The sequence below is a fragment of the Flectobacillus rivi genome (genome assembly GCF_030056655.1).
In the GTDB taxonomy this organism is placed as follows: domain Bacteria; phylum Bacteroidota; class Bacteroidia; order Cytophagales; family Spirosomataceae; genus Flectobacillus; species Flectobacillus rivi.
On sequence record NZ_JASHIE010000011.1, the window covers coordinates 116362 to 131126 of the forward strand.

9 protein-coding genes are annotated in these 14765 nt (G+C 38.3%); 3 read left to right on the top strand and 6 right to left on the bottom strand.

Translation table 11 applies throughout. The features are described 5' to 3' along the window. The 5 genes from QM481_RS16200 to QM481_RS16220 all read right to left on the bottom strand — a co-directional run bounded on the left by QM481_RS16200 (position 1) and on the right by QM481_RS16220 (position 5271). A complete protein-coding gene (locus QM481_RS16200) occupies positions 1–1197 on the bottom strand; it encodes a hypothetical protein (protein WP_283382462.1) in 1197 nt (398 codons plus the stop codon). Positions 1198–1259: 62 nt separating this feature from the next. After that, on the bottom strand, positions 1260–2111 hold the full coding sequence (locus QM481_RS16205; protein WP_283382463.1) for a type 1 glutamine amidotransferase: 852 nt from the start codon (positions 2109–2111) through the stop codon (positions 1260–1262). 244 nt (positions 2112–2355) lie between these two features. Beyond that, complete coding sequence (locus QM481_RS16210; protein WP_283382464.1) at positions 2356–3459, bottom strand: carboxylate-amine ligase; 1104 nt, start codon at positions 3457–3459, stop codon at positions 2356–2358. 66 nt (positions 3460–3525) lie between these two features. Continuing rightward, complete coding sequence (locus QM481_RS16215) at positions 3526–4503, bottom strand: ATP-grasp domain-containing protein (RefSeq protein WP_166550106.1); 978 nt, start codon at positions 4501–4503, stop codon at positions 3526–3528. Between the two features lie 63 nt (positions 4504–4566). Beyond that, on the bottom strand, positions 4567–5271 hold the full coding sequence (locus tag QM481_RS16220; protein WP_283382465.1) for an esterase family protein: 705 nt from the start codon (positions 5269–5271) through the stop codon (positions 4567–4569). Positions 5272–5639: 368 nt separating this feature from the next. Between QM481_RS16220 and QM481_RS16225 the strand changes: the two genes are divergently transcribed. Further along, positions 5640–6503, top strand: a complete 864-nt coding sequence (locus tag QM481_RS16225) for an alpha/beta hydrolase (RefSeq protein WP_283382466.1) — start codon at positions 5640–5642, stop codon at positions 6501–6503. A gap of 160 nt (positions 6504–6663) precedes the next feature. Beyond that, entirely contained in the window at positions 6664–9294 is a 2631-nt protein-coding gene (locus QM481_RS16230; protein ID WP_283382467.1) for a DUF5686 and carboxypeptidase regulatory-like domain-containing protein, read from the top strand. A 293-nt stretch (positions 9295–9587) separates the two neighbouring features. Here the strand turns inward: QM481_RS16230 and QM481_RS16235 are convergent, their stop codons facing one another. After that, on the bottom strand, positions 9588–12104 hold the full coding sequence (locus QM481_RS16235) for a PIG-L family deacetylase (RefSeq protein WP_283382468.1): 2517 nt from the start codon (positions 12102–12104) through the stop codon (positions 9588–9590). A 429-nt stretch (positions 12105–12533) separates the two neighbouring features. On the opposite strand from QM481_RS16235, the gene QM481_RS16240 reads away from it, so the two are divergent. Continuing rightward, positions 12534–14738, top strand: coding sequence for a sodium-translocating pyrophosphatase (locus QM481_RS16240; protein ID WP_283382469.1), 2205 nt, complete (start codon positions 12534–12536; stop codon positions 14736–14738). Positions 14739–14765 lie beyond the last annotated feature (27 nt).

Here is a 14765-nt window from a genome sequence, read left to right on the forward strand (position 1 = left end):
TTATTTTTCCATAAAACAAACTGTTCCCCCCACCCAATCAAAGTCTTTATTGAACCTCACCCCTATCATTTCACCTCTGGACAAACGAGCAAGATTGGTCAATAAGGTTGGTTTGGGAGCTCCTTGTTCCCAGCCATACAATAGACGAATTTCAGCTTTTACTTTGCTTCCGTCCGTGGTTTCGATGACTGGTAAATAATTGACTTTCCTTTGTAAAATATACTCGGCAGGATTTTCAACTTCCTGTAAGTCGTATTCGGTAATATTGATTTTCACGCCACTTCCTGCAAAAGAAAATAATGGCTTTAACACATAATTTTCTAAATCTTTCGGAAAATCTTCTTGAAAATCAGACAGATAATGGCTTTCGGGGATATATTGATGATTGAATAATGGCAAAATGTATTTACTAATCCTGAAAAACCAATTGGGATGACCAACCCATTCTACGTCTACATCGTCTGTAAAATTAAATGCCGTTTGAAGCCCAGGATAATTAGCCAAATCATCAAATATCAATCGATTATAAATACGTTTGATTGGAACAAGCTCTCCTGAATCTTCATAAAAGAGTAATTTTCCTTTCTTAATAATCTTGGTAATGCATATTGCCTTTACCCCCAATAATTCCTCAGTGACTTTAAAATCAATTCTCGTTTTTTGTGTTTCGGGATAAATTTCCAGCAAAATAACATTTTCAGGTTTTTCTTCTCCGACGATTAAATTTCTTAAAAACTCAACATATTTTGGTCGAGTCAAATCATTAAACAGAAAATCAAAGTTGTCAGGAATAGGATATTGATTTTGAAACTGTTTTGAAAGAAAATATTGAAAAGCAAACAACGAAGGAAATCCCTGCAATTCAATCAATTGAGGCTCTATTTCACCCTTCTCATTTTCACAAATGGCAAAATCTATCGCCAAAAAGGAAGAATTCAAGTTTTCACGAGGCACATTTTGCCCGTACGGAATAGCCTTATTTGTTTTTTCCTTAAAATCTGTTGAAGTTAATACAGAAATGATATGCTCACAGGCATCCAGCAATTGATTTTTAAAAGATTCTGGCACAAAAACAGGAGTCTCCGCCACTCGAAAATCTAATTGTTGAGGATATTCACGATGAATCGATGCAAGGAATTGCTGATAGGTATCAGAAGAAAATTGAGCATTAAAGTTTTTTCGAGAAGCTTTATGCATATTTTTCAATCGGACGGCCCTATCCGAGGGTATTTATCGTGAACAGATAGGGCCATCCGTTGTTAATTCTGTGAAGTAGTTTTGAAAATTGCTGAAGTAGCAGTTTTCAAAAAATTAGGTAAAATTACCGACTCGGTCAACAAAATCTTGTCTGGGTCGGCCAATTGCTCTACCATACTATTATATTTTGCCAAACCATGCGATTTGACCACGGCCTGTCGTTTATCTTCTTTTTGTAAATAACGCAACATCCCTTCGCCATCGGCTTCTGGGTGAAACTGCGTCCCGAAAACTTCTTTAGAAAAACGAATGGCCATAATAGCACGTTCCAAATTTACATGCGGACGTTCCTTTTCTAATCTTAAAATCGTTACGCCCAAATCCTTAATGCGCTTTTTGTTGGGACGAACCAATTGATAATCTCTAGAGTCGACCACATAAAAAGGTTCTGGCAATCCATCAAAAAATGGTTCTGAACCAGCCTCAGTCGTACGATGTACAGGAAAAACGCCAAAGGAAGTACTTCTACGTTTAGAAACCATTCCTATACCCAAATGACGAGAGACCAATTGAAAAGAATGGCAAATCAAAAACATATATTTAGGTTTTTGAATACCTGCGATGACTTCTTCGCCACGATTGTAGGCAAAAATGGAATCTATAAAAGTAAAATACGGTGCTTCCCATGACTCTCCAGATTCTAGCGGACTACCTGGACCGCCTGTAGAGATATAAATATCATAACTTAGGTCTGGCAATGCCATTTCGGCACGAACGTTATAAATATTGTATTGTAAAGGAATATGAGATTCCTCCTCAAAGTTTTTGATCAAATTTAGGATACAACGCATACCTTCATTGGCTACGTTGTCGTACATATCGAGAATGGCTATTCGGAGACTATTATGATTCATCTGAAACAAAGTTGATGGAAATGCTTAGGAATTATTAGTGGAAGCACTTGTCTTTAGAAACTAGCTTTTATTACCTAAAGTGCTTAATTACTTAATATTAGAATGTAAAATTAGCCATTTTAAGTCATTTTTCGGGCTAAAATTTTACATTTCCCTAATCTTTATTTCTCAAAAACTTTATTTAATTTTTTTTCAAATAGTCAGAATATTCAGCCAAGAAATATTATTTTGTATTTCTTAAATCTTAAAAAACACCTAACTTGGTTTCTTCAACGATATAGTCCACTACCTTTTTCAAATCTCCTCCTGATTGTTCAAAAACTGCCAATTGGCGATCGGCACCTGTCCCATTATCTAGAATTGTACGAATATATTCTACTTCATGACGACTTCCTAGTTCGTCTAACACATCGTCTACAAAATCGAGTAGTTCATCACAAAGATTGCGATATGGAACTTCCTCTTGCTTGCCGAAATCAATCAATTTCCCCTGAATACCATAACGTGCAGCACGCCATTTGTTTTCGTTGATCAATACTTTTCGGTAGCTTCTAAAATTGAGATTTTGTTTCAACAATTTATAAATTTTGACTACCAAAGCCTGCATCAATGCTGCTAAGCATATCGTTTCGTCAGCACGCATAGGAATATCACAAATACGAAACTCGATGGTATTGAAGTAAGGATGTAAGCGAATATCCCACCAGATTTTTTTACCATCATCAATACAATTTGTTTTTACTAACAAATTGACATAATCATCATATTCACTTGCAGAGGCAAAAAACTCAGGGATACCAGTACGAGGGAATTTGTCAAAAACCTTTGAACGATAGGATTTGAATCCAGTGTTCCGACCACACCAAAAAGGAGAATTGGTAGACAAGGCATAAATATGGGGCAAGAAATAACGAACAGCATTCAGTATTTCTAGACCTTGATTTCGGTTTTCGATACCAACATGGACATGTAGACCGAAAATTAAATTTCCTCTTGCTACGTCACGCATTTCGTCAATGAGGGCATCATAACGTGGATTGTCCGTAATAAGTTGGTCTTGCCAGTCAGCAAATGGGTGAGTTCCTGCGGCTGCTACTTTTAGATTTTGGGCATCAGCCAGCTCAATGATATGTTTGCGAAGATAAATTACCTCATCACGAGCTTGTTGGATATTGTAACAGATATTGGTACCAACCTCCACTACTGCCTGATGCATTTCGGCTTTTACTCTTTCTTGTAAACTAATTTTTCCCCCTTCTACAATTTTGGACATGTGCGAACGCAAATCTCTTGTTTCAGGGTCTATTGTTTGAAATTCTTCTTCAATTCCTAGGGTAAATAATGACATAGTTATTTGCGGTTGGGTGGTTTGATTGAGAACTATGTTGTTTCCAAACACAGTTCTCAATAAGGTCTATTTTTCCATCATTTTATCGCGAGCTACGCCTGCTACAGAGCTACGAACAAATGTTCCCCAAGTAAGATTATCTTTTCCTGGCTTATGCTTTTTGGCACGGTCAATAGCAAACTTCGCAGAGGTTTCGACCACCCATTCAAAGTTTTCTTGACCGACTGAATTAACGTCTGCATCAGGTGCAGGGTTGCAGAAGTCAATCGCATAAGGAATACCATCGCGCACAGCAAACTCAACTGTGTTGAAATCATAGCCGAGAGCATGGTTTAGCGCCAACACATAGTCTTTGACGGTAGCTAAAAGTTTCTTGGCTGCTGGTCCTGTCGGTAACTGAGCATCGTAGCGTAAATGATGTGGATTTCTTGGTTCGTAAGGCATGATACGTACATCTTTGCCACCGATACAGTAACAACGGAAATAATCCGTAAAGAGAATTTCCTCTTGCAATAGCATCACCAATTGCCCTGTTTCGTCATAAGCATTAAATAGCTCATCGGCGTCGCGTACTTTGTACACGTTTTTCCAACCACCGCCAGAGTGAGGTTTCATATAAGCCGGGAAACCAATATAGTCGAAGATATCGCCCCAAGGCATAGGAAATTTCAAGTTTCTAAAAGAGGTATCCGAAGTATCGTCTGGGCGAACTTTTGAGGGTAAAATCACAGTTTTAGGTACAGGTACACCAATATTTACTGCCAACGCATTATTAAAAAACTTTTCATCAGCACTCCACCAAAAAGGATTATTGATTACGGCTGTTCCTGCCATAGCGGTATTTTTCAACATCGCTCTGTAATAGGGTACGTCTTGTGAAATACGGTCGATAATTACATCATATCCAGAAGATTCTCCTTGAACTACTTTATCAATCAAGGCTCTTTCAGCGACAATTCCCTTTGGCGCAATCTGATTCACGCGCTCTACAAATGCTTCAGGAAAAGTATTCTCCATTCCATGTAAAATACCGATTTTCTTCATAGTTTTATTCGTAAGTTTTTTGTTGAGTGAACTTTATAAAATTCCTTTTAAGTTTATTTTTCGTTAAATTCTTGAGAGATATTCTGGAAACATTTCTCTCCAAATTGGCCAATCGTGCGTTCCATGCCAGCGCACATCTAACCAATGATCAATATGTTTGCTTTTCAGTATTCCTGAAAGCCTCTCCGTTTCTGGTCTACAAAAATCAGCGTTACAGGTCCCTAGTACAATATTCATTTGCCACAAATTCGCATCGTTCAGATTAGGTAAATAATCAGGTGGGTTATTAAAATATACCTGATCATTATAAAAACCATTGAGAAAAGAGCGAATATCAAAGGCCGCACCCATCGTGAAAAGATGAGAAACCTTGTCGGGATGCCTAAAGGCAAAATTTGCCGCATGGTACCCTCCAAAACTACACCCTGCAACAGCCACCTTTTCTACGCCACATTCTCGCTGGATAGCAGGAATTAGTTCTTCGTTTAGGTATTGGTCGTAATAGATATGATTTTGAATACGCTCTGAAGGATGAAGATGTTTGGCATACCAAGAGTATTTATCGATACTATCTGGGCAGTAGATTTTTACTTTTCCGTCGTTGATTAAACCTTTGGCAGCATCAATTAACTTAAAATCTTTGGCTTCATAATAACGCCCCATGGTAGTCGGAAACACAATAACTGGATAGCCCCAGTGTCCGTAGATTAAGATTTCGTTGTCGGCCCCCAAATGATGCGAGTAGTATTTGATGTATCTTTCCTGCATAAGGTTAATGGTTTTTGAAGTGTTTGGGCTATTCGAGGTAAAGGTCAAAAATTGTATTTCAAAGGAAAAACGGTGCTTTTGACTCTCTCAAACAGGCATTCCTTGGAGGATTTTCTCTTAAAAATAGGCATTGTTTTTTATTTTCAAAATTTTTCAAAATAATTAACTCATTAATTTATTGTTTATCCGAAGAATCCTCCAAGGATTCTGTATTTTTCAGGAAAATCGTAAAATTCATGCCTCAACATGGATTATTGACAAAATTTGTACTTTACCAATGTTTAGGTTAAATCATTCCTGAGTTATGCAAATTCAGGCGAACATTCTCGAAGAAAAGCTTCTATTTTCAAACAACAAACTTTATTTTTATGAAACTGACTTTAACCTTGTTAGGACAATTACTCTTTTTCTCATTGAGCTACTCACAAAAAAATATTAAACCAGTGCAGCAAACCACATATAAAAACGATAGTATTTATTCGCAATATCTTCAGAGAACTGTCACCTTATCTATCATTATTCCTACGCAACACCAGCAAAAATTATCATTGCTTTTGGTCAACGATGGGCAAGACTTTCCAGCGCTTGGTATGCAGGCTAGTGTAGAGTCTATTTTAGGCAATAATCATATCCTTCCTTTTCTGACAGTGGGTATTCATTGTAATCATGAAAGAATTTTAGAATATGGTACAGCAGCGCAAGCAGACTACAAAAATCGAGGAACAAAAGCTGGACTTTACACGCTTTTTGTAATTAACGAACTCATCCCTTATTTGGAGCACCATTATTCCTTAAAAAGAGAACCTGAAGCACGCGTGCTTGCAGGATTTTCGTTGGGAGGTTTGTCAGCATTTGATATTGTGTGGCATCATGCCAGTGTATTCTCAAAAGTCGGAGTGTTTTCTGGTGCCTTGTGGTGGAGACAGAGAGAGGAAGGATATACTGACGAGCACGATCGAATTATTCATAAATTGGTGCGTGCTGGATTGTATAAGGCTGGATTGAAATTCTGGTTTGAAGCAGGAACCAATGACGAAAAAGACGACAGAAATAATAATGGCATCATCGACGCCATCGATGACACCTTAGATTTGATGAAAGAGCTTCATCAAAAGGGATATAATGCAAATGCTGACACCCATTATCACCAAGTTGAAGGTGGCGAACATAACCCTCAAACCTGGGGAAAGGTTATGCCAGTGTTCTTAAAATGGGCATTTGAGAAGCCATAGATACTTTTTCTTAATTTTTGTTAACAATAAAACACTATATCCTATAACTGACTATCTTGCCAACGAGTCCAGAGTTCCCTATTTTTCTCTATAAACTCAACCTCAATCCTACTCTTCTCAATCGCCTGATAGAGAAGATACAAACCCCATTTCTCACTATATGAAATTACTACAGTCCGTAATTGCTTTTATTCTATGCTGTTTATTTTCTAATGATTCGTTCGCTGAAGGCGGAATTAAAGGCAGTATTAAAAACCTCAAAGGCGAGTCGCTCTCATTTGCATCTATCATTATCAAAGGACAAAATAAAGGTACAATGGCCAACGAAGATGGCTTGTACGAATTGTCCCTACCAAGTGGGACATACACGGTGGTTTTCCAATATTTAAGTCATAAATCATTAGAGAAAACGGTAAATGTTCAAAATGATTATGTTACGCTCAACGTAAGCCTAGAGGAACAATCGATTAGTCTCAATGAAGTAAAATTTTCCGCTAAAACAGAAAATCCTGCCTACACTATTATGCGTAAAGCCATTTCAATGGCAAGATTTCATATTTTAGAAGTAAGCAACTACAATGCTCGAACGTATGTAAAAGGAACGGGAAAAGTCAACTCCGTTTCGAAACTCCTCAAGGCTGTAGCTGGCAACAAAATGGAAAAAGAATTAGGATTAAAAATTGGACAAACCTACATTCTTGAATCAATCAACGACATCAATTTCTCACAACCCAATACAGTAAAAGAGAAAATTGTTTCAAGCAGAAGTAATTTCCCTAAACAAATCCAGTCAAGTAGTGGTAATATTATCACTTTTGCCAGAACCAACTTTTATGTTTCCAACGTTGGAGGCGTTGTATCACCTCTATCTCCGTCGGCATTGGCGTATTACAAGTTTAGTTTTGAAGGTATGTTTGAAGACCGTGGGGTGCAAGTCAACAAAATTAAAGTTACTCCCAAATCATGGGGACCAGATGTTTTTTCAGGAACCATCAATATCATCGAAGATTCGTGGGCCATTCATAGCCTAGACTTAAAGTTTAACGACGAAAATGGCAATTACACCTTAAAACAACTTTATGCACCATTCAAAGACGTTTGGATGCCTGTTTATATGGACTCTGGATTCAATTTCGATGCTTTTGGAATTGTTGCTGAAGGTCGTTACGTGACCAACGTTCGCAATTACAATGTAACTATCAACCCTAAGTATCATCAACAGCCCGTAGTAATTGACGAGAAAATCGATAAAGCTGAAGCAAAAGAATTGAAAGGGCAAAAAGTAGATAAGAACTTAGCGTTAAAACAGCAGTCGATGACACGCAAGCAGCTGAAAAAAGTGTTGAAGGATTTAGAAAAAGAAGACAAAGCTGAGAAAAAAGCCCAAAATCAAAACGTAGATGTCGTGCGAGATTATAGTCTGGATGTAGACTCCCTGTCTACCAAGCGCAACAATGATTTCTGGAATACTGAGCGCCAAGTTCCTCTTACAGAATATGAAGTAATAGGCTACAAACAAGCAGATAGTTTGAATAAAGTCAACGAAGGACAAATTAAAAAGGACTCTCTTAAAAACCTTCCAAAATTCAAATTAAGCCATATTTTTGCTGGTCATACTTATAACTATGGTCCACGTACTCCTTTGTATGGCTATCAAAAAAGTTTGATTTACTCCTCACCATTGATGCCGAACTCCAATGTTGATGGTTTTTACTACAATACAGTAGAAGGCTTTTATTTGGAATCGGGATTGAAATATATCAAGCGTAACAAGCTCTTGAGTAGAATGGAAATTGGCACAGACTTACGCTATTCATTTGGAAGAGAAAAATTAACAGGATTGTTGTATGGCACATACGTGCATAATTATACCCAAATTTCGGTTAAAGGTGGACAGTTTGTTTATCAATACAACCAAAATCAACCCATTACCTCTTTGGTGAATACCTTCTATACTTTGTTGTTTGAACAAAACTATATGAAGTTGTACGAAAAAACTTTTGCTCAGATAGATTTTCGTCATCAATTTTCTCCAAAAATTACAGGGACTATAGGTTTAGAAACTGCTGAGCGTCATATTTTGGAAAACGCAGCTAATGCAAAGCCTATTTTTGATAACAAGAACAGAGAGTTTTCGAGTAACTTACCAATAAGCAGCGAGTTAGCCAACGTCTCTTGGAGTAATCATTCTATACAGTTTCTCAACGCAGGATTAACGATTCGTCCTTTTGCTAAAACAAGTAAATTTAACGGACGTGAATTTATTTCAAACTACCGTAACCCTAATTTCAGAATCAGAAGCAAATGGGGCTTCAGCAAGGCTGGAGACTTTAACAATACTGAAATAGAATACGAACAGGTATTCAATCTCAATCGACTAGGCGACCTTCGCTTGATGGTAACTGCTGGTGATTTCTTGAAAAAACCAAGCTATTTCCTCGACTACAAACACTTCAATGGCAATCAGGTTTTGTTCAGAAGAGAAGGATTGTTTAATTCATTCAGAAATCTAGATTACTACAATTACAGCACAAACGGCTCGTATATTGAGGCACATGCACAACAAGATTTTAGATCGTTGCTGTTAACAAAAATCAACCTATTAAGATTGTACGGTTTGAAAGAATCAGTATTTGCCAACTATTTATACACAGGCAACAAAAACTTCAACTACCTAGAAGTAGGCTACGGAGTTTCAGGTATAGGAAAAATATTTGGCTTGGAAATCGTAAGCAATTTTATCAATGGCAAATACGATGCAACAGCTTTGAGAGTGAAGTTTAGTAGATAGCGTTTGAGGGAACAGTTGATTAGGCACAAAGTGAACTAGTATAATAAGCTCAACATGAGTCCTCACTGACTTTAACATTTGAATTATTTTCCATGCGCATATCAAAAAAGGGGTTCGAAATTAGTTTTTCGAACCCCTTTTTTGATACTACTTTACCAGATTTAACTCGTCTTGAGACGCAATCATTGCGTCTCTACTGGTAAAATTCATATTAAAAATAATCACTCAATTAGAGATGATTCACTTTGTGCCTTTGCACCTTAATCACTTTGCCACTCACCCACTAAATCAACCTACTTCCCTACCGAAATCAAGTTAGCAAATAGTCTATATGCGCCCGAAACACCCGCAGGAAGTTGGCGGAAGAAAGCATACCCTGTAAAGATGTAATTACCTTTTCCATATTTGGCATATAATAAACCTCCATCTGCTGGTTTTTCGTTAGGGTCGTTAGATGAAATAATGGTTTCATATTTGTCATCCCATTCGTTTGAGAAATACAAACCTCTTTCTTGAATCCACCCATCAAAATCCTTTGCTGTAATTTTGTTTGGAACATTCAAAATCGGGTGTTCTGGTTTTAAGAATCTCATCTCTGCCTCCTCTACTGTTACACGGTCACGCGAAAGTTTGAAATCATAAGGACCTAAACCACCATCAACTTTTTGTAGGTTATTATTTACCTGATATTGTACAACCATATTACCTCCATTTTGAACATATTCCATCAATTTCTTTTGATAGAATTTCAGGCGTGGCTCCGTATTATAAGCACGTACACCAACCACAATAGCATCGTATTTGCTCAAATCTTCATCCAATTCTTTCTCCCCTAACATGGTTACTTTATACCCAATCTGACGCAATGCCGAAGCCACTTCGTCACCCGCACCCATGATATAGCCAATATTATTGCCCTTTTTCTTGATATCTAATTTTACAATTTTGGCCTCTGCCACAGGAAATAGTGTTTGAGGAGGAATATGGTCATAGGCAACTGTCAATAAACCTTTGTCTGATGTTCCACTTGGCGTTGTTACCACTGCACGGAAGGTTGCTTCGCTTGCTCCTGCATGGGTAATATCTGCTGGAGATACCTTAAACACCACCTTTTGTTCTTGGTATTTATTCGAAAACTGAAAAATAGTTGTCGTCGGGTCAACCTTCCATCCTTTTGGTACTTCAAGCGCTACACTACCACGTGCATCTGCTTTATTTGCCTTCAGCGTTACTTCCACTTCCTTGGGTTGATTATCAGCAAAGACATATACTTTGTCAGCAATGTTGGCAGTTACTTCAGGACGAATTTCGTAGGTACGATACAACTCGCCTCTAACTTCGTCGGTGTATTTGTAGATAACTGGCGTTTTGAAAGTAAAATCTTTGCCCTCAATCGTAAAAGTCAACTCAGCTTGTAAATCGGCAGGTTTTTCGGGTAAACCAATGATAGAAGCATCATCTACACGGTACATGCCTTTGCCCATTTTCTTTTCGGCTAACCAATATGGTTGTGTCAAAGGTTGGTTGGCAGGAATAGTTACAGGAAAAGTAATACGATTCAACTCATTATTGCCAAGGGATTGCGTCAAAGTCGTATCTTTTTCAAAACCTGTCAAGTGCACTTTTTTCAGAGAAACATTTGCATCAGAACGTTTGATATAGCTTAATGCAACATTGACTTTTTCGCCACGAACTGCCGAAAACTCATTTGGATTGGCTTCAAAATAAAGCCCAGAACAAGCTACAATTAGGCTTTCTAGTTCTTTTTTCTTCTGAGTTTTCCAATACTCATCCTGAATACCTTCTACCTTTTGGTAAGCCTTTACCAAAATAGGCACAATAGTTTCAGGTTTTTCTGGATTAAACTTTGAAACAGCTTCATTGATTAAATCCTGAATTCCTTCACTCCCTTTTACACGACTCCAAGTGATATCTACACCATCAAAAGCATCTTTTGTTGCCTTCTCTCCTGCTTTGTGAACCAAATATTCAGGGCGAGCGCCACGACCACGAGGCACACCAAAGCCTTGAGATTTATGCTGTGAACGGCTTTCAGCAGCAATTTCGTTATAAGATTTACCCAAAAGAGGATTATACACCCCAATATCAACTTGGATAAAATCTTTCTCCGCAGGCTTTTGGGTTTGTGCTACTGTTCCAAAATTGAAAGTATTCCAAACGATACGCTTTGTTTGCCAAGGTTTTACAAATTTTAATTGTTCCGTAAACTTTGTCGGGTCGGCTGCTGCGGCAAATGCTTCTTCTGCCAATGCCGCTGAAGCAGAGTGATTACCATGTCCTGCTCGTGCATCAGGCGGAAAACGACAAATAATCACATCAGGACGCAAATTGCGAATACGCCAAACGACATCACCCAATACAGCGTCTTTTCCCCAGATTTGAAGCGTTTCTTCCGTAGTTTTTGAAAAACCAAAATCATTGGCTCTAGTAAAATACTGCTCAGGACCATCTATTGAACGTGCTGCCAAAAGCTCTTGAGTACGAATCAAGCCCATGAGTTCGGCTTGTTCTGGACCAATCAGGTTTTGACCGCCATCGCCACGTGTAATCGACAAATAAGAGGTACGGACTTTTCGCTCTTTGGCCAACCAAGACAACATAATGGTATTTTCATCGTCTGGGTGAGCAGCGATATACATTGCCGAACCTAATACATTTAATTTTTTTAGATTGAGAATCATTTCGCCAGTAGGCATAGGCTTGATAGCTTGGGCAGTTGCGCCAAAGCTTAAAGCCGAAGCCGCCAACACTTGGCAAATCAGACGGTTTAACGGGTGGTTTCTTCGCATGAGAATAAAATCAATTTTTATGAAGTCTTTTAAAGGCAGTATTCCTCTCTACAATAACTACAAATCTAAACTTTTCCTTTGGCTGTTTGTCGCAATTCAGACCAATCGTAAGGTAAACTCGACCAATTGGAGGTACTAACAGATTTATGTAGTCTATCTACAGAGTCGAGAATTGATAATTATCAGTACTGTCTTGTCATTTTTCTTCTCTTTTTCTGGTCAAAAAACATACAATTTGCCCATCGGTAGGTATCAAAGTGCTCCGAAAACAATCATATAAATTAAATACAATAAAATCTTGGAATAATTTTTTTATACCAAAGCAAAAATTATATTTGCATAGTAGGGCATTTTGCCCAAACACAAACGTAAGTGTTCTTATAAATCTCATTTACTCAACATTTTAACCAACCAAACTATTTAACTCTTATGAATGACATTATTTATTTAGTTCCTGCTCTGGGTCTCGTTGGCTTGTTGTACACATTTTGGCGTTTTAATTGGGTTTCGAATCAACCAACTGGTGACGAAAACATGCAAAAACTCTCAGGATATATTGCCGATGGAGCCATTGCTTTTCTTAAAGCCGAATGGAAAATTCTAGCCTACTTTGCAATTCCAACCGCTATCCTACTTTTTTGGTTAGGCTCTGACGAAGGAACGCCAGACCATCCTATTCATTCTTCACCAGTAATTGCCTTAGCCTTTTTGATTGGGGCTGTATTTTCAGCCACTGCGGGTTATATCGGAATGAGAGTAGCAACCAAGGCCAATGTGAGAACAGCTCAAGCTGCTCGTACTTCCCTAGCAAAAGCTTTAGAGGTGTCATTCACTGGTGGTTCAGTAATGGGTATGGGTGTTGCAGGCTTAGCGATTCTTGGTCTAGGCGGTTTATTTATTGTATTTTATCAAATGTTCGCCGCAGGTCATGAGCTTACTTCTGTAGAAATGAAAAAAGCTATTGAAGTACTAGCAGGCTTTTCACTTGGTGCTGAATCTATTGCATTATTTGCTCGTGTGGGTGGTGGGATCTACACAAAAGCAGCCGATGTAGGCGCTGACTTAGTGGGTAAAGTAGAGGCTGGTATTCCTGAAGATGACGTACGTAACCCCGCTACGATTGCCGATAACGTGGGTGACAACGTAGGTGACGTGGCTGGTATGGGTGCTGACTTATTCGGCTCGTATGTAGCAACTATTCTAGCAACCATGGTGTTGGGTCAAGAAATCCAAGTGACTGATAATGTAGGTGGTTTTTCTCCTGTCATTTTGCCAATGTTGATTGCAGGTGTTGGACTTTTGGCATCTTTAGTATCTACCTTTTTTGTAAGAATTTCTAGCGAAACTGCTTCTGTTCAAAATGCGTTAAACTTGGGTAACTGGCTATCTATTGCGATTACTTTTGTATCTTCTTATTTCTTAGTACATCATTTATTACCAGACACCCTCAATTTACGTGGATTTGAGTTTACATCAAATGGCGTATTCCTTGCTATTATTGTTGGTTTGGTGGTAGGAGCCTTGATGTCTGCTATTACCGAATATTATACTGCGATGGGCAAACGTCCTGTATTATCAATCATTGAAAAATCAGGAACTGGACACGCTACGAATATCATCGGGGGCTTAGCTGTGGGTATGGAATCTACAGTATTACCAATTCTAGTATTAGCGGCAGGGATTATCTTTTCTTATAAGTTTGCAGGTTTATACGGCGTATCTATTGCAGCCGCAGGTATGATGGCAACAACAGCCATGCAGTTGGCGATCGATGCTTTTGGACCTATTGCAGATAATGCTGGTGGTATTGCTGAAATGTCTCAATTACCTTCAGAAGTACGTGGTCGTACCGATAACTTGGATGCTGTAGGTAACACTACTGCTGCGACTGGTAAAGGTTTTGCTATTGCTTCTGCGGCATTAACTTCGTTAGCATTATTTGCAGCATTTGTTGGTATTGCAGGTATTAAGGCGATTGATATTTATAAAGCAGATGTTTTGGCTGGCTTATTTGTCGGCGGGATGATTCCATTTATTTTTAGTGCATTGTGTATCTCTGCCGTAGGTAAAGCTGCGATGGAAATGGTAAACGAAGTACGTCGTCAGTTCCGTGAAATTCCAGGTATTATGGAATACAAAGCTGAACCAGAATACGAAAAATGTGTGGCTATTTCTACGCAAGCTTCTATTAGACAAATGATATTGCCTGGTGCAATTGCATTAATTTCGCCAGTACTAGTTGGGTTCACTTTTGGTCCAGAAGTATTAGGTGGTATGTTGGCAGGCGTGACGGTTTCAGGTGTATTGATGGGAATGTTCCAGTCAAATGCTGGTGGCGCTTGGGACAATGCCAAAAAATCATTTGAAAAAGGGGTTCAAATCGATGGTGTAACCTATTACAAAAAATCAGAACCACACAAAGCTTCAGTAACTGGTGATACCGTTGGTGACCCATTCAAAGATACTTCTGGTCCATCGATGAACATTTTGATTAAATTGATGTCGATTGTTTCTTTGGTAATTGCACCTTATATCGCGGTAAAATCTGATGCCTCTGTAGGGCAAAAAGAATTACAAAAAATTGAAAAAACTGCGGTAAAAGTTGTCAAGATTTCAACTTCGAACAAGAGTTAAAACTTTCTAATTAATTCAATAAAAAAG